Source organism: Chryseobacterium metallicongregator, from assembly GCF_031324065.1.
In the GTDB taxonomy this organism is placed as follows: domain Bacteria; phylum Bacteroidota; class Bacteroidia; order Flavobacteriales; family Weeksellaceae; genus Chryseobacterium; species Chryseobacterium metallicongregator.
The window spans coordinates 878263-893566 of sequence record NZ_JAVIXS010000020.1; the positions used below are offsets into that span (position 1 = coordinate 878263).

18 protein-coding genes are annotated in these 15304 nt (G+C 36.0%); 13 read left to right on the forward strand and 5 right to left on the reverse strand.

The genetic code is table 11. The features are described 5' to 3' along the window. Positions 1–4 precede the first annotated feature (4 nt). A complete protein-coding gene (locus REB14_RS21880) occupies positions 5–520 on the forward strand; it encodes a ClbS/DfsB family four-helix bundle protein (protein WP_309523289.1) in 516 nt (171 codons plus the stop codon). A gap of 20 nt (positions 521–540) precedes the next feature. Here the strand turns inward: REB14_RS21880 and REB14_RS21885 are convergent, their stop codons facing one another. The 5 genes from REB14_RS21885 to REB14_RS21905 form a co-directional block, all read right to left on the reverse strand. Next, positions 541–1284: a hypothetical protein gene (locus REB14_RS21885; RefSeq protein WP_309523290.1), complete on the reverse strand. Its 744-nt coding sequence runs from the start codon at positions 1282–1284 to the stop codon at positions 541–543. A 127-nt stretch (positions 1285–1411) separates the two neighbouring features. Then, complete coding sequence (gene lysS, locus REB14_RS21890) at positions 1412–3109, reverse strand: lysine--tRNA ligase (RefSeq protein WP_079241110.1); 1698 nt, start codon at positions 3107–3109, stop codon at positions 1412–1414. 291 nt (positions 3110–3400) lie between these two features. Further along, complete coding sequence (gene rlmF, locus REB14_RS21895; RefSeq protein WP_309523291.1) at positions 3401–4330, reverse strand: 23S rRNA (adenine(1618)-N(6))-methyltransferase RlmF; 930 nt, start codon at positions 4328–4330, stop codon at positions 3401–3403. 3 nt (positions 4331–4333) lie between these two features. Beyond that, entirely contained in the window at positions 4334–4711 is a 378-nt protein-coding gene (locus tag REB14_RS21900) for a c-type cytochrome (RefSeq protein ID WP_309523292.1), read from the reverse strand. Beyond that, complete coding sequence (locus REB14_RS21905; RefSeq protein WP_034696013.1) at positions 4711–4926, reverse strand: hypothetical protein; 216 nt, start codon at positions 4924–4926, stop codon at positions 4711–4713. The genes REB14_RS21900 and REB14_RS21905 overlap by 1 nt, the downstream gene beginning before the upstream one ends. Positions 4927–5126: 200 nt before the next feature. On the opposite strand from REB14_RS21905, the gene REB14_RS21910 reads away from it, so the two are divergent. From REB14_RS21910 to lipB, 12 genes are all read left to right on the forward strand, one after another. Further along, positions 5127–5579 (forward strand): cupin domain-containing protein, encoded by a 453-nt coding sequence (locus REB14_RS21910; RefSeq protein WP_079243881.1) that lies wholly within the window; start codon positions 5127–5129, stop codon positions 5577–5579. A gap of 183 nt (positions 5580–5762) precedes the next feature. Continuing rightward, positions 5763–6407, forward strand: a complete 645-nt coding sequence (locus tag REB14_RS21915) for a hypothetical protein (RefSeq protein ID WP_079241107.1) — start codon at positions 5763–5765, stop codon at positions 6405–6407. Positions 6408–6653: 246 nt separating this feature from the next. Next, positions 6654–8078, forward strand: coding sequence for an anthranilate synthase component I family protein (locus REB14_RS21920; protein WP_079241106.1), 1425 nt, complete (start codon positions 6654–6656; stop codon positions 8076–8078). Between the two features lie 51 nt (positions 8079–8129). Then, entirely contained in the window at positions 8130–8732 is a 603-nt protein-coding gene (locus REB14_RS21925; RefSeq protein WP_079241105.1) for an anthranilate synthase component II, read from the forward strand. Between the two features lie 41 nt (positions 8733–8773). Beyond that, positions 8774–9760 (forward strand): anthranilate phosphoribosyltransferase, encoded by a 987-nt coding sequence (gene trpD, locus REB14_RS21930; RefSeq protein ID WP_309523338.1) that lies wholly within the window; start codon positions 8774–8776, stop codon positions 9758–9760. A 33-nt stretch (positions 9761–9793) separates the two neighbouring features. Next, the gene (trpC, locus tag REB14_RS21935) at positions 9794–10567 is read left to right on the forward strand and encodes an indole-3-glycerol phosphate synthase TrpC (RefSeq protein WP_309523293.1); all 774 of its coding nucleotides are present in this window, start codon (positions 9794–9796) and stop codon (positions 10565–10567) included. A gap of 11 nt (positions 10568–10578) precedes the next feature. After that, positions 10579–11262, forward strand: a complete 684-nt coding sequence (locus REB14_RS21940; RefSeq protein ID WP_309523294.1) for a phosphoribosylanthranilate isomerase — start codon at positions 10579–10581, stop codon at positions 11260–11262. Between the two features lie 19 nt (positions 11263–11281). Beyond that, the gene (locus REB14_RS21945; protein WP_079241102.1) at positions 11282–11791 is read left to right on the forward strand and encodes a hypothetical protein; all 510 of its coding nucleotides are present in this window, start codon (positions 11282–11284) and stop codon (positions 11789–11791) included. Continuing rightward, positions 11788–12333: a GNAT family N-acetyltransferase gene (locus REB14_RS21950; protein WP_079241101.1), complete on the forward strand. Its 546-nt coding sequence runs from the start codon at positions 11788–11790 to the stop codon at positions 12331–12333. The genes REB14_RS21945 and REB14_RS21950 overlap by 4 nt, the downstream gene beginning before the upstream one ends. Positions 12334–12337: 4 nt before the next feature. Beyond that, positions 12338–13516 carry a tryptophan synthase subunit beta gene (gene trpB / locus REB14_RS21955; RefSeq protein WP_309523295.1) on the forward strand — a complete coding sequence of 393 codons (1179 nt, stop codon included), beginning with the start codon at positions 12338–12340 and terminating at the stop codon, positions 13514–13516. A gap of 87 nt (positions 13517–13603) precedes the next feature. Further along, positions 13604–14338 (forward strand): tryptophan synthase subunit alpha, encoded by a 735-nt coding sequence (gene trpA / locus REB14_RS21960; RefSeq protein WP_309523296.1) that lies wholly within the window; start codon positions 13604–13606, stop codon positions 14336–14338. Between the two features lie 31 nt (positions 14339–14369). Next, positions 14370–15098, forward strand: a complete 729-nt coding sequence (gene lipB, locus REB14_RS21965; RefSeq protein ID WP_079241098.1) for a lipoyl(octanoyl) transferase LipB — start codon at positions 14370–14372, stop codon at positions 15096–15098. Positions 15099–15304: the final 206 nt, after the last annotated feature.

The window sequence follows — 15304 nt, forward strand, 5'->3', positions numbered from 1 at the left end:
AAATATGCAGACTTATAAAGACAAAACAGAATTCATTGAAGAGCTAAAGAAAAGATATCTGCTCTATGATCAGGAATTTAACGATGTAAAAGAAGAGGAAAAAGATCTTCTGCAACCGGGAGTTGACAAAACTCCATCCCAAAATATTTCCTATCAATTGGGCTGGACTCACCTGCTTTTACAATGGGAATCTGATGAAAGCAAAGGAATTGAAGTGAAAACTCCCACTCCTGAATATAAATGGAATAATCTTGGAGGATTATATCAGTCTTTTTATCATGAATATGGTTCTTATAGTTTACAACAGCAAAGAGAGCTGCTACGAAGTCAGGTTAATGAAATTATCACTTGGATAGAAAATCTTGACGATGAAACATTATTCACTCCCGGACAGAGGAAATGGGCAACTACTCCCGCCCAGTGGCCGGTTTGGAAATGGATTCATATCAATACCGTGGCTCCGTTTAAAAACTTCAGGGCACAGCTTCGGAAATGGAAAAAAGAAAAAGGTACAGCATAGTTCTGTACCTTTTTTATTGTTTAAAAACGCTTTCTGATCCTTTGAAAAAGGAAATTGAGTATTCCTAGTGTTATTTTGACGACAAGCATAATGACAAATGCCAATATAGCACCTGGAATCAAAAGAATTGGCCCTATAACGATCCATCCGGTTTTAAAAATTACTGCAAACGCAAGGATTGCTACAGCAATCATGATGATATACATAAGAGGTTTCATCCACCAGTCTTTACTTTCAGAATAATCTACATTAGAAAGAATATACCCCGTTTTTTTACCATATAAAATTTCAAGAAAAATTTTGTTTTCAGAAGTAATGTCAAATTTATCTTTTTTAACAAGTGTTTTAATATTCACGTCTGCATTGTTTTTATCATAGAAAAGTTCCAGATACTTTTCCTTTTTCCCTGAATCATAAGTCCTGCTTAGTTTTACAGCCGTATTATTTTCTTCATTTTCTATTCTTGAACCACTGAATACTTCAGAAAAAGACCGTTTTCTACCATCATTTTCTTCAATAAATACAACGGTGCAGGAATCATCGGAAAGACTGGCATCTCTTACAATATACATTTTAGAAAAATCTTTCTTAATATATAAGATCTTTCCGGCAACATAAATTTCCATCCAGTTAATTCCATTTCGCCTTTTTTCACGGTTAAATTCTACAATTTCTCCTTCGTGTAAAAAGTCAGAAGTTTTGGAATTTTCTTCATGAGCCGAATATAGCGCAACAGGTTGAAGAATTTTAATTCTTTTTGACATGTTTAATAGGTTTTCAGTTAGTTTTTCAGGAGATGAATATACAAATAAAACCTTCTTTTACAATGCCCTACAAAAAAAGACTGCCCAAAAGCAGTCTTTTTATTTATACTATTTATTGTCTTAAATCTTAAGCCAGTTTCATCAAAAGATTTTCGTCAATCTTTTCTACTTTCACAATATTATTTTTTGTCAAAGTTTTAGAAGCTTTATCCCATTTTTTACCGGATAACTGGCTTCTTTCTTTTACTTCAGCCAGAGACATTGCTTCTTCCTGAGAGTTAAGGATTTCAAGGATTACTTTTTCATCCTCTCCCAATTCAATTTGTGGAACCGCTTTTTCAGGTCTCATCTGAGGGAAGAATAACACTTCCTGGATAGATGGATTATTCGTTAAGAACATGATTAATCTGTCCATACCGATTCCTAGCCCTGAAGTTGGTGGCATACCATATTCCAATGCTCTTAAGAAGTCCTGATCAATGAACATTGCTTCATCATCTCCTCTTTCAGATAAAGCCATCTGTGCTTCAAAACGTTCTCTCTGATCGATAGGATCATTAAGCTCTGAATAAGCGTTAGCGATTTCTTTACCGCATACCATTAATTCAAAACGCTCTGTTAAGCCTTCTTTACTTCTGTGTTTCTTTGTCAGTGGAGACATTTCGATCGGATAATCTGTAATGAAAGTCGGCTGGATGAAGTTTCCTTCACATTTCTCACCAAAGATCTCATCGATTAATTTTCCTTTCCCCATCGTCTCATTCACTTCAATACCGATAGACTTGGCAAAATCATATAATTCCTTCTCAGTTTTTCCTGTGATATCAAAACCTGTAAATTTCAGGATTGCTTCTGTCATGGAAACTCTTGGATAAGGAGCTTTGAAGTCTACATTGTGTTCTCCAAATGTAGCCGTTGTAGTTCCGTTTACCTGAATAGCACAGAATTCCAATAATTTCTCAGTGAAATCCATCATCCAGTTGTAATCTTTGTACGCTACGTAGATTTCCATAGCGGTAAACTCGGGGTTATGTGTTCTGTCCATCCCTTCATTTCTGAAGTTTTTAGAGAACTCGTATACTCCGTCAAAACCACCTACGATCAATCTTTTCAGATATAATTCGTTGGCAATTCTTAAATATAATGGAATATCTAATGCATTGTGATGCGTGATAAACGGTTTTGCTGCAGCTCCGCCAGGAATTGACTGTAGAATTGGTGTTTCCACTTCAAAATATCCTGCATCATTAAAGAATGTTCTCATGGCATTGAACAATTTTGTTCTTTTCACGAAAATTTCTTTTACCTGTGGGTTTACCGTTAAATCTACGTAACGCTGTCTGTATCTTAATTCCGGATCGGTGAACCCGTCGTGTACAACACCGTTATCGTCAGTTTTTGCCTGTGGAAGAGGACGTAAAGCCTTTGTAAGAAGCGTAAAGTTTTTCACTAAAACCGTCTTCTCTCCTACCTGAGTAGTAAACAATTCTCCTTCGATACCGATAATATCACCGATATCTAAAAGGTGCTTGTAAACTTCATTATATAGTTCTTTATCTTCACCCGGACAGATCTCATCTCTGTTGAAATAAACCTGGATTTTTCCTTTAGAATCCTGCAATTCTGCAAAAGAAGCCTTTCCTTGAATTCTGCGGGACATCAATCTACCAGCGATCTTCACCTGTTTACTTTCAGAAAAGTCCTGTTTTATAGATTCTGTAGTATCTGTAATTATATACTCATCCGCAGGGAACGCATTAATCCCCATTTCAGTAAGCTTATTCAGCTTTTCTCTTCTAATGATTTCTTGTTCTGATAATTGCATTTCTTATTTTTCTAAAAGCGTACAAATTTAGGCATTTTTGACATGACCATCAATGGGTTTTTGCAGAAATTTTAAAAAGTGAACAAGGAATGGAGTTGAGATAAGAGATATAAGGTATTGCAACCAATAATTGAAGTATTTAAACGCTGCGGTCGCAAAGATTATTATTAATATAATGGTAAAAAAACGATCGCAAAGCCGTTTCACTTAGCAAGGCACCCTATTATAAGTTAATTTAGTTTCGTAATTTGATCTATCGTGTCAGAAGCTTTAAACCCTAAACATTGAACCTTAAACAAACCAGAATCCCCTGTTTTTATTAGGAATAAACGTCCATGCCAGCATTCTGCTTACTTTTTGTCCCTGAGCCATATCAATGGTTTTCACTTCTACAGCTTTGATGTTTTTTAAAAGATTAGTCAGCTTATTGATATTATCTTTTTTTGAAACCAGACATGTGAACCAAAGAACATGTGATGAAAATAAAGCACTTTCATTAATCATTTTTGTAATAAATGCAAGTTCGCCTCCTTCACACCACAACTCAGACTGTTGACCACTAAAGTTAAGAAGAGGTTTGCTTTTCTTTGATTTACTAAGGTTTTTGGTTTTCCTGATATTCCCTTTCATGGCAGATTCTTCAGAATCATGAAAAGGAGGATTGCACATCGTAAAAGTGAATCTGTCGTCAGGACTAATGATATTGGTAAAGATATGATCAGCATCAGGCTGACTTTTCAAGTGAATGGCAGTGGATAAATCTTCATTCTGATCCAGAATATTCTGAGCATTTTTCAATGAATCCTGATTAATATCTGTTCCCAGCATTGTCCAGCCATAAGATCTGTGGCTGATTAAAGGATACACAAGATTGGCTCCTGTTCCTATATCCAGGCCTTTTACAGAATTTCCTGTCGGAATTTTATCAAGCTGTTCAGCTAAAAGATCCGCAATATAATGTACATAATCTGCCCTTCCCGGAATGGGTGGACAAAGATTGGTATCGGGAATATCCCAGCCTTTAATGTTGTAAAAATGTAAGAGTAAGGCTTTATTGAGCAGTTTCACTGCTTTTGGAATGCTGAAATTAATTGTTACCGTCTGATAAGCATTCAAGAAAACATAGTGTTTCAGTTCCGGCACACAAGAAATAAGCTGATCAAAATCATAGGGATTGCGATGCAGATTTCTTGTGTGCAGACTGGATTTTTCAGCGGACATATTCTATTTCTTCTGACTTAAAATATATTCCACCATTTTTTTGGCATCTTCTTTAGATACCTGTGGATGGGCGGCCATAGGCACACTTCCCCATACTCCACTTCCGCCTTCTATAATTTTGGAAGCTAGTAGTTCTGTATCCTTTTCAGTATACTTTCCTGCAATTTCCTTATAAGAAGGTCCTATCATTCTCTCATTAACAGAGTGACATCCTGAACAGTCCAATGTTTCGATGATCTGATCACCTGAAAGATTAGATTGAGCAGGTTCTGAAACAGCACTTGTTTCAGAAGAAGAAGACGCTACTTCTGCTGTATTTTCTTTTTTAGAACAGGAAATGATCATAAGACCCAAAGTTCCTGCTAAAAGTATTTTTTTCATTATTTCTTCGCTGTAGAATCTGTTTTAGCAGCTTCAGGTGCAGGAGCAGCCGGAGTTGCAGCAGCTGGAGCAGCAGTTTTAGCCGTAGAATCAACAGTAGCTACTTCTGGCTCTGGAAGCATCGTGTTGGTGTCCTGTAAAGAGTGATCTACTTTTTTAGAACAGCTTGCTAATAATAAACCTCCGATAAATGCGATTGCTAATACTTTTTTCATTTTTTTCTAATTTGGAAGCAAAAATATAAAAAATAACCTTTTAAACTTATGACAAATGTTTTCTTTGAGAAATATTTTTGGGATCAGAGTTTTAATTTAACAATAAAAAATTAATTCCACCAATAGGGAAATTTAAAATAGGTTATTATTTTTGTATATCGGATGATCCGAACCAAAACCGAAATATAAATATGAAGCTTATGACTAAAAAAAATTTGTTGGCTACAACTTTCTTTGTTGTATCCTCTTCCCTCTTTCTTTCGTGTGACAATTCATCTAACGAACCACAATCAGAATATTCTGATAAAATTGAATCAGTGACATTATTAAAGACCACCAAATCATGGGATGGAACGGTATATCCGGCCTATCCTACTACACAACCGGAAATCACGGTTCTTAAAATTGCTGTACCTCCTAATTCAGCACTGAATTGGCATAAACATCCTGTGATCAATGCAGCATATGTAGAAAAAGGTGAAATTCAGGTGGAAAGAAAAGAAGACGGTAAAACACAATGGATACGTAAAGGCCAGGTGCTACCGGAAATGGTGAATGTGGGTCACCGAGGAAAAACGGGTGACAAAGGAGTCACCTTAATTGTTTTCTACAGCGGAACTCCTGATATTCCTTTGTCTGAACCGGTACAATAAATGGTTTAAACGCTGGGTTCGCAAGGTAATTATAATAAAACTCAATTTTTTGTTCGCCATGGCACTTTGTTTAGCTAATGACAGCGTCTTTTGCTGAATGAAAAGCCTTTGCGATCATTTTAATAATCATTTAATAACATCTTTGCGATCTCAGCGTTTAAATAAAATAATTATATTTAATCCATGGTTTTAATTTCAAAAATTCTGTTTTTCACCAGCCATCATGGTTTTTATACTGTGGTTCTGTTGTTTGCGTTCTTTGGATTGCTCTCCTATCTGACCAAAAAAGCGTGGTTTTTGATCCCAATCATTCCACTGGCTATAATAAATGGATTTGGAGGACAGTTTTTAAATGCATGGTTTTTAAATAAATATGGTGTTGAAAGCACAGCTATTATCACTTCGGATGTAGAAACCAATTCTACCCTGAACGACATGTATATCCACGATTATGAGGCTATTGTCAAAAAACAGGATGGAAAATATATTTCAACATTTTTCTCTACGACCAGCGCAGCGATTTATCCGATTGAAAACGCTATCAGGATTCCGCAGACAGAAGTTTCTTTTCCTGTAAAATACATTCCGGGCTATGAAAAAAACATGGTCATTCTCTATTATCAGTCTGATGAAGGGCAGGCCAATATTAAGTATTCAAAACTGGCTCCTGTTAACTCTGCCAGAATCAAATATGAAGCTGATACAACAAATAAGGAATTCATAAAAGAATACATTTCTGCACTGGAAAATTACGTTGAATATGATAATGATAAAATATACAGAGAAAAAATCAAAGAATTGAAACAGGAGCTCAGGCAGCTTAAATAAAGGATTTCTATATTAAGTTTTAGTATTTTCTGATATTTTTTAGTTTTTTTATTAAAAAAATTTCTACATTTGTCCCATGTTAAAAATGAACAACAATATTTGGTGGTGGCTTTCAAACTCTTCGTCGGGTCTGGAGGTATTGTCATGTTGTTAACTACAGCAGAAATAATCAAAAAACAATATATAGGCTTTGACGGATACCGTTAAAGCCTTTTTTTATTCCTTAATCTCACAAAAAACAATAAGATGCTGACCAACACAATTACAATAAAAACTGTTTCGAAAAAAACACTGGGAGACCTTCATACTCCTATGAATATTTATCTTAAAATCAGGGATAAATTCCGGGACACCATTCTTCTGGAAAGTTCAGATTCAAAGAGTATTGATAATAATTTTTCCTTTATTGCGGTGAACGCTATTGCCGGAATTGAAGTGAAAAACCTCAACGAATATGAAATCAAACTTCCTGCTTCTGCTCCTGTAAAGCAATTTATTATGGAGCGAAATATCACAGATATATTTGAAGAGTTCCGAAAAATTTTTAAATGTGAAGAAACCCATGACCCGATTGAACAGACAGCTCAGAGTCTTTTTGGATATACAAGCTTTGAAGCGGTACAATTCTTTGAAAACATTAATCTTAAAGCACAGAGCAAGGAAGTAGAAATTCCTGTGATGAGATACAGATTATACCAATATGTGATTGCTATCAATCATTTCAATGATGAAATGCATATTATTGAAAACTTTATTGATGGGGTAAAATCTGAACTTCATCTGTTGGAAAACCTTATTAAAAATCAGAATACTCCAGTTTATCCTTTTGAAAAAACCAGTGAGGAAACCTCTAATATTACCGATGAAGATTATCTTGAACTGGTAAAAACAGCACAGAAACATTGTATGCGCGGTGATGTCTTCCAGTTGGTGCTGAGCAGAAGATTTGAACAGAAGTTTAAGGGAGATGAGTTCAATGTGTACCGTGCTTTGAGAAATATCAACCCTTCCCCTTACCTGTTCTATTTTGATTACGGAAATTATAAATTATTCGGATCAAGTCCTGAAAGCCAGTTAATCATTAAAAATAATAAAGCAATTATTCATCCGATTGCCGGAACTTCAAAAAGAACAGGAAACTTTGAAGCTGATCTTGAAGCTATTGAAGTTTTAAAAGCTGATCCTAAAGAAAATGCAGAACACACCATGCTGGTAGATCTGGCTAGAAATGATCTTGGAAAGCTTGGAAAAAATGTAACCGTTACTAAACTTAAAGAGATCCAGCTTTTCTCTCACGTGATTCATATGGTAAGTGAAGTGACTGCAGATGTTGCTAACGATATCAATCCTCTTGAAATGGTTTCCGCAACTTTCCCTCAAGGAACATTGAGCGGTGCACCTAAGCATAAAGCACTTCAGCTGATCAACCAATACGAAAAAGATTCCCGTGGATACTATGGAGGTTGTATAGGAATTATCGGATTGAACGGAACCTGTAATCAGGCCATCATGATCAGAACATTCTTAAGCAAAAATAACACGTTATTTTATCAGGCTGGTGCCGGCCTTGTGGCAAAATCTGTTCCTGAAAGTGAGCTGCAGGAAGTCAACAACAAACTGAATGCTCTTAAAAAAGCTGTAGAAAAAGCCGAAAAAATAGTTGAAAAATAAGTCCGTCAATTAGCAACAAAAATCACCAGCAACTATCTAACAAAAAAAGCAATGAACAACAATATAAACACCCAACAGCCACAGCTTAAAGTTCTCGTTTTCGACAACTATGATAGCTTCACCTATAACCTTGTCCAGATTATCGAAAGAGTTCTGAATCAAAGAGTGGATGTGGTAAGAAATGATAAAATTACTCTTGAAGAGATTGGAAAATATGACAAAATCATCCTTTCTCCAGGGCCTGGAATTCCTGAAGAAGCCGGTATTTTATTAGACCTTATTAAAGAATATGCCCCTACAAAAAGTATCCTTGGAGTATGTCTCGGGCAGCAGGCTATAGCCGAAGCTTTTGGAGGAAGCCTGATTAACCTCTCTGAAATCTTCCACGGAGTAGCCACCACTACTGAAATTGTAAAAGAAAACACCAAAGTTTTCAAAGATTTACATTCAGGATTGGAAGTAGGAAGATATCACAGCTGGGCAGTAAATCCGGAAGAATTCCCGGAAGAACTGGAAATTACAGCTGTAGATAAAGACGGAATGATCATGGCTTTGCAGCACAAAACATATGATGTACACGGAGTACAGTTTCACCCTGAAAGTATTTTAACGCCGGAAGGAGAAGTAATTATTAAAAACTTTCTGTTGTCATGAAAACCTTAGAAATCTCTTCAACAACCATAAAAACACCACAAATGAAAGAAATACTGCAATATCTGTTCAATCATAACACACTCTCAAAATCTGAAGCAAAAGCAATGATGATTGAGATTGCACAGAATAAATTCAACACTGCAGAAGTTACTGCTTTTATGAGTGTTTTCCTGATGCGGAATATCACATTGAAAGAACTGGAAGGCTTCAGAGAAGCTTTATTACAAATGGCTGTTCCTGTAAATATCAATGCCAGTGATGCAATTGACATTGTTGGAACCGGAGGTGACGGAAAGGACACCATTAATATATCTACTCTGGCCAGTTTTGTAGTTGCCGGAGCCGGACAAAAAGTAACAAAACATGGAAACTACGGAGCTTCTACTACTACAGGTTCATCGAATGTACTGGAAGAACTGGGGTATCAGTTTAAAAACAGTTCAGAACAATTGAATGAAGATCTTGAAAGAGCCAATATCTGTTTCTTACATGCCCCTTATTTTCATCCTGCACTGCAATCAGTCGGATTATTGAGAAAATCTTTGGGATTGAGGACATTCTTTAACCTTTTGGGTCCATTGGTAAATCCGGCAAAACCAAAATATTCAATGATTGGAGTTTATAATCTGGAAATTGCAAGAATTTATCAGTATCTCCTTCAGAAAGAGGAACGTGATTTTACTCTGGTCCACGGTCTTGACGGATATGATGAAATAAGCCTTACCGACGACAGCAAGATTATTACAAAAAACGGTGAAGAAATCTATTCTGCAGAAGATTTAGGTTTCAATCCGGTTACACTGGAAGATATTAAAGCCGGAAGTTCCATTCAGGAAACCGCAAAAATATTTATGAATATTCTGGAAGGAAATGGTACAGTACAACAAAACTCTGTAATCCTTGCCAATGCATCAGTAGCGCTACACAACACTGGTAAATTCGGGACGTATGATGACTGTCTTTTAATGGCTCAGGAAAGCCTTCAAAGCGGAAAAGCATTGAATAGTTTTAATCTTTTGATTAATTAATAGTCACCATTCACTTAACTCTGGACACAAAAAATGACGATACTCGATACAATTATTGAACGAAAAAAAGAGGAAGTTGCTTCTGTAAAATTGCGCATTTCCCCTGACCGATTAAAAGATACAGCCTCTTTTGGAAGACCAACATATTCACTAAAAGAATCCATTAAAAATAAGAGCGGTATTATCGCTGAATTTAAAAGACAATCTCCTTCAAAAGGAATCATAAACAACAGTGTACAGCCTTTGGAAGTAGTTTATGCTTACGAAAATTTTGGAGCCAGCGGAATTTCTATCCTGACTGACCATGATTTTTTCGGAGGAAATTTAAATGATGTTATAGATGTAAGAAATAATATTAACATTCCGATTCTGCGAAAAGATTTCATGATTGATGAATACCAGTTTTATGAAGCTAAAAGCATTGGGGCTGATGTTGTTTTACTGATTGCTTCATGCCTTTCACCTTCTCAGGTACAAGAATTCACAGAATTGGCTCATGAACTGAAAATGGAGGTTCTACTGGAAATTCATACAGAGGATGAACTGAAGCACTTTAATTCAAAAATCGACTTAGTTGGTATTAATAACAGGAATCTTAAAGATTTCAAGGTGGATCTGCAGCATTCGGTTCAGTTGAAAAACCAGCTTCCAAAAGAAGTTTTATCTGTTGCAGAAAGTGGTATTTACAGCCTTGAAGATTTCCAATTTTTAAAAGAAAAAGGATTTGACAGTTTCCTGATGGGAGAATATTTCATGAAAAATACAGATCCGGCCAAAGCTTTTGAAGAATTCGCGTCTCAAATTTAAAATAATCAACGATGAACCTCAAACCTACAACCTCAAACCTGCCACCTCAACTTAAAGTATGCGGTCTTACAAAACCGGATCAGATTCAGGAATTGATTTCTATGAAAGTAGATTTTCTTGGTTTCATCTTGTACAAAAAATCACCGAGATATGTTTTGAATCATCTGAGGCTGGAAGAGATATCAACCATTGATCATCAGGGAAAAGTGGGCGTTTTTGTCAATGAAGAAGTAGATATCATTGTAAAGATCGTTCAGCACGCAGATTTAAATTTTGTACAGCTTCATGGTGATGAAAATAATGATTTTATTGCTGAACTAAGACAAAAACTGAATCCTAAGGTTGGAATCATTAAAGCAATTAGAATAGGAAATATTGATTCTGACAACAAAGATAAAATAGCACAAACTCTTTCCTCCAACCTGCAACCTGTTACCTACTACCTATTCGATACTGACAGCAAAGCCTTTGGTGGAACGGGAAAACAATTCGACTGGAATATTCTGAATGAATTTGAAATTCCACTGCCCTACTTTTTAAGCGGCGGTATTTCTGAGGAAAATATAGGGAATATTAATACATTGAAACAACAGCCTTTTGCTTTGGATATCAATTCTAAATTTGAAACAGAGCCCGGAAATAAAAATATTAACAGCATAAAAAAGTTTAAAACTTTATATCAGCAAAATAAATAACACATAAAAACACACAAGGATGAATATACATTTGCTAAAGAAGACATTTTATAAAACATTATTTCCACCCAAATTTGGGAATGAAAAAATACAGGATCTATACCACTTTGTTGCCCAGAACGACAGTACTACAGAACATTGGGAAGTGGGTGGATTATTGTCCGATTTCATTTGTATTATAAAAGATTTTGAAGAAAGTGATATTCAGTATTTTTTTGAAAGAATCAGCTTATGGAACAGCTATTATCTGGTCATTATTTCAGATAAATTTTTGGAAACCCATGTCAGATCAAGTATAAAATATGACTTGGGACTGATTTATGCTAAAATATTTCTGCTTTACGAAGATTCCGATCCTTATTATCTGATTGACAATCTGGAAATTGCCATTACCATGTATCAGTCGAAAATAGATAAAGCAACCTTAATTGATTTAATGCACAAAATAGAACTATTATATTATAAAAAACTGATTACTAAACAACAGCACGATTATCACCTCACATTTATTAATAGTTTAAACCCATGAAATATCAGATAAAAGAAACAAAAGATCTAACGGAAACCGAGATAAAACATATTCTTGAACTTTGGGACATTTCTGCATGGAACACCATGAAATCTCCCTATTTCCGGATGTTTTTCAAAGATTCGGAATTTCATTTTCTGATGGATAAAGATGAAAATATATTGGCAGTTTTGAGGGTAAATTTTGATTTTACCTTACAAATAGCAGACACAGCATATACTTTTGCAGAAGCTGTAGGACTTGTAGCCACTCATAAAAAGAAAGGATATGGTGCAGCTTTGGTAAAGAATTTCAAGGAAAACGTCATTCGGAGAAATTTGGAAACGATTGGTTTCTGTCATTCAGATCTCCGTTCCTTTTATGAAAAATGTGATATAGAAATTCTCCACGACAAAGCCAAAATGATCAAAGAAAGTATCGGTTCGGAGTGGGTAAATTCTGAAGATGATGATATTTTGATTTTTCATACTTCACAGGAAAGAAAAAAACTACTGAACCAGCTGAGTGCACAAAACAATGCTTATTTAACTATTAAAGAATAAAAAAATGAATTATAAAAACCCCGATGAAAACGGATATTATGGAGAGTTTGGAGGTGCTTTCATCCCCGAAATGCTCTATCCTAATGTAGAAGAACTGCAAAAAAACTATCTTGAAATCATAGAATCTGAAGATTTTCAGGCTGAATATCAGGATTTGCTGAAAAATTATGTAGGAAGAGCTACTCCACTCTATTTTGCTAAAAACTTAAGTCAAAAATACCAGACACAGATCTATTTGAAGCGGGAAGATCTCAACCATACCGGAGCTCACAAGATCAATAATGCTCTGGGACAGGTTTTACTGGCAAAACGTCTTGGAAAAACAAGGATTATTGCTGAAACCGGAGCAGGACAACATGGTGTTGCTACCGCTACAGCATGTGCTTTACTGGGGCTGGAGTGTATCGTCTATATGGGAGAAATTGATATTCAGAGACAGGCCCCAAACGTTGCAAGAATGAAAATGCTGGGTGCCGAAGTTGTAGCAGCTACTTCAGGTTCAAAAACGCTGAAAGATGCGGTGAATGAAGCATTACGAGACTGGATCAACAATCCTGTGACCACTCATTATGTGATTGGAAGCGTTGTGGGACCTCATCCTTTTCCGGATCTGGTGGCAAGATTTCAAAGTATTATTTCAAAAGAAATTAAAGAACAGCTTCAAGAGAAAATTGGAAGAGAAAACCCAGATTATGTGATTGCCTGTGTAGGTGGAGGAAGTAATGCTGCGGGAACTTTTTATCATTTTGTAGAAGAAAAAGAGGTAAAAATCATTGCTGCTGAAGCCGGAGGATTGGGTGTAGATTCTGGAAAATCTGCTGCAACTACCTTTTTAGGAACGCTTGGAGTTCTTCATGGAAGCAAAAGCCTTGTGATGCAGACGGAAGACGGACAGGTGATAGAGCCCCACTCTATTTCCGCAGGACTGGATTACCCTGGAATCGGACCTTTCCATGCCCATTTATTTAAAGAGAAAAGAGCCGAATTCTTTAGTATTAATGATGATGAAGCCTTACAATGTGCTTTTGAGCTGACCCGACTGGAAGGAATTATTCCGGCACTGGAAAGTTCTCATGCGCTGGCTGTTCTGGACAAGAAAAAATTTAATGAAAATGATGTTGTCGTTATTTGTCTGAGCGGCCGTGGAGATAAGGATATGGAAACGTATTTGAAAAATCTGTAAAATGTCGGATGTAAAATGTACAATGTATTTCCTATCTTAACTTTCAATACATTATACTTTGTACATTATACTTTAATACAATAAAAAATGAAAAAACTAAATATATACTTCACAGCAGGAATTCCTCATCTGGAAGATACCGCTGATATTATAAAACTGATTCAGGATTCCGGAGCAGATATGATCGAAATCGGAATGCCTTATTCTGATCCTGTGGCAGACGGACCCGTGATCCAGAAAGCGCACGAGCTTGCTTTACAAAACGGAATGACTATCGAAAAGCTTTTATCTCAACTGAAAGCCATCAAAGATGAAATCAAAATTCCGATTATCCTGATGGGATACATCAATCCTGTTTTAAGTTTCGGATTTGAGAAATTCTGTGCAGCATGTTCGGAAAGTGGTGTTTCAGGATTGATCCTTCCAGACCTTCCTCCTATTGAGTTTGAGAAAAATTATCAACATATTTTAAAGCGGTATAATCTTAATTTCACTTTTCTGATAACTCCGGAAACGTCCGATGAAAGGATGATTTATCTGGATTCTTTAAGTTCAGGTTTTCTGTATGCAGTAAGCTCTTCTTCTACAACAGGTAATGAAAATGCCGTTGTAAAAAATGAGGACTACCTTTCCAGGGTAGCTTCTCTTCCACTCAAAAATCCGGTGATGATTGGGTTTGGGATCAAATCGAAAAAAGATTTTGAAAATGTTACAGAAAAAGCAGACGGTGGTATTATCGGAACAGCCTTTGTAAATATCCTGCTTCAGGATAGAGACTGGAAGAAAAGTGCTATAGATTTTATCCATTCCATAAAAGGGTAAAAATCACTAAATTTGTATATCAAAAATTGAAATGAATACAAATCTAAATAAAGCAGTAGAATTTGAAGATTTAGGAGTCAAAGAATATCAGCCAGCCTGGGATTATCAGGAACAGCTGATGAAAAATATCATTGACACCAAAATAAAAAACAGGGATCTTCCTGCAGAGGAGCATAGTACTACGCCCAATCACCTTCTTTTTGTAGAGCACCCTCACGTGTATACTTTGGGAAAAAGCGGGCACGAAGAAAATATGTTGGCCGGTATTGATAAGCTGAAAGAAATTGATGCTACTTTCGTAAAAGTAAACCGTGGCGGAGATATTACGTATCATGGGTACGGACAGGTTGTAGGCTACCCTATTCTGGATCTTGAAAACTTTTTCACTGATATTCATTTATATATGAGGAATCTGGAAGAAGTAATCATCAGAACCATTGCCGAATATGGGATTAAAGGAGAACGCTCACCTGGAGAAACAGGAGTATGGCTGGATGTAGGAAAACCCTATGCAAGAAAGATGTGTGCTATGGGAGTGAAAGCTTCCCGTTGGGTTACCCTGCACGGTTTTGCACTGAATGTAAATACGGATATGCGTTATTTTGAATACATCATTCCGTGTGGAATCAAAGACAAGCAGGTTACTTCTTTAAAAAGAGAACTTGAAAGAGAATTAACTCCTGAAGAAATGGAGGAACTCAAGGCTAAGATCAGAAAACATTTTGCAGAGGTATTTCAGGCAGAACTGATTTACAAATAGTCAAGTTTACTTACAATATAATAAACCCGGTTTCAATAGTTGAAACCGGGTTTATTATATGATAATGTTATTTTATTCGCTTAGACTATCCACAACGTTTGTCATTCCGCAGGAATCCAGACACAGAAAGCTTGTGATAATGAATGAAGATAAAATAGGAGTTCAGATTCCTACAGAATGACAAAGCGAGTAAAGAAAAGATACGT

What these genes read in the sequence shown, in the direction of transcription:
- REB14_RS21880 (WP_309523289.1), top strand. Translation starts at nt 5, where the DNA reads ATGCAGACTTATAAAGACAAAACAGAATTCATTGAAGAGCTAAAGAAA.
- REB14_RS21885 (WP_309523290.1), bottom strand. Translation starts at nt 1,284, where the DNA reads ATGTCAAAAAGAATTAAAATTCTTCAACCTGTTGCGCTATATTCGGCT.
- lysS (WP_079241110.1), bottom strand. Translation starts at nt 3,109, where the DNA reads ATGCAATTATCAGAACAAGAAATCATTAGAAGAGAAAAGCTGAATAAG.
- rlmF (WP_309523291.1), bottom strand. Translation starts at nt 4,330, where the DNA reads ATGTCCGCTGAAAAATCCAGTCTGCACACAAGAAATCTGCATCGCAAT.
- REB14_RS21900 (WP_309523292.1), bottom strand. Translation starts at nt 4,711, where the DNA reads ATGAAAAAAATACTTTTAGCAGGAACTTTGGGTCTTATGATCATTTCC.
- REB14_RS21905 (WP_034696013.1), bottom strand. Translation starts at nt 4,926, where the DNA reads ATGAAAAAAGTATTAGCAATCGCATTTATCGGAGGTTTATTATTAGCA.
- REB14_RS21910 (WP_079243881.1), top strand. Translation starts at nt 5,127, where the DNA reads ATGACTAAAAAAAATTTGTTGGCTACAACTTTCTTTGTTGTATCCTCT.
- REB14_RS21915 (WP_079241107.1), top strand. Translation starts at nt 5,763, where the DNA reads ATGGTTTTAATTTCAAAAATTCTGTTTTTCACCAGCCATCATGGTTTT.
- REB14_RS21920 (WP_079241106.1), top strand. Translation starts at nt 6,654, where the DNA reads ATGCTGACCAACACAATTACAATAAAAACTGTTTCGAAAAAAACACTG.
- REB14_RS21925 (WP_079241105.1), top strand. Translation starts at nt 8,130, where the DNA reads ATGAACAACAATATAAACACCCAACAGCCACAGCTTAAAGTTCTCGTT.
- trpD (WP_309523338.1), top strand. Translation starts at nt 8,774, where the DNA reads ATGAAAGAAATACTGCAATATCTGTTCAATCATAACACACTCTCAAAA.
- trpC (WP_309523293.1), top strand. Translation starts at nt 9,794, where the DNA reads ATGACGATACTCGATACAATTATTGAACGAAAAAAAGAGGAAGTTGCT.
- REB14_RS21940 (WP_309523294.1), top strand. Translation starts at nt 10,579, where the DNA reads ATGAACCTCAAACCTACAACCTCAAACCTGCCACCTCAACTTAAAGTA.
- REB14_RS21945 (WP_079241102.1), top strand. Translation starts at nt 11,282, where the DNA reads ATGAATATACATTTGCTAAAGAAGACATTTTATAAAACATTATTTCCA.
- REB14_RS21950 (WP_079241101.1), top strand. Translation starts at nt 11,788, where the DNA reads ATGAAATATCAGATAAAAGAAACAAAAGATCTAACGGAAACCGAGATA.
- trpB (WP_309523295.1), top strand. Translation starts at nt 12,338, where the DNA reads ATGAATTATAAAAACCCCGATGAAAACGGATATTATGGAGAGTTTGGA.
- trpA (WP_309523296.1), top strand. Translation starts at nt 13,604, where the DNA reads ATGAAAAAACTAAATATATACTTCACAGCAGGAATTCCTCATCTGGAA.
- lipB (WP_079241098.1), top strand. Translation starts at nt 14,370, where the DNA reads ATGAATACAAATCTAAATAAAGCAGTAGAATTTGAAGATTTAGGAGTC.